Raw genomic sequence first — 575 nt, forward strand, 5'->3', positions numbered from 1 at the left:
AACCGCTGAGCAAAGCGAGTAATGCGAAGAATAGGATTTTCACGAACTTCCTTGTCTGTTTGCTTGTGTTACTCAATTAATACGTTGTCAAAAAGTATACCTAACAACTTGCCATTAAGATCAAAAAAGCCAGCGAATGCTGGCTTTTACGTTCTGTTGTAAACCGTCACCAATGGTGAGCAGAATTACTGCAGAGAAAAGTTAAGTTGTACATCGGGCTCTTGACGGTGCATCCAACGAAGGCGAACACCAAGCATTAACGCAGCTGCGGTCAGGCCGATGATAAAGCCAAGCCAGAAACCTTGCGCGCCCATTGGTTCAACAATCCAATCTGTACGACTAAGAATGTAACCAGTAGGAAGGCCAAGAATCCAATACGCGATGAATGTGCGGTTGAAGATCGCGCGCATGTCTTTGTAGCCACGAAGTGCACCGGCTGCGATGACTTGAACGGCGTCAGTGCATTGGTAAACGGCGGCAAACAGCAATAACTGCATCGCTAGTGAGATTACTTCTGGGTTATTGGTGTAAAGCTCAGCAATCAGTTCACGAGACAATACTGTGATGATCGCTGT

Annotated in this window: 1 protein-coding gene; it reads right to left on the reverse strand. The window is 46.1% G+C overall.

Going from position 1 to position 575, the window contains the following annotated elements; translation table 11 throughout:
* Window positions 1-185: 185 nt before the first annotated feature.
* The coding region (locus tag R7Z77_RS27280; protein WP_318137295.1) for an MATE family efflux transporter at window positions 186-575 on the reverse strand (390 nt) is incomplete at its 5' end.

It is taken from the genome of Vibrio sp. 1401 (assembly GCF_033340295.1).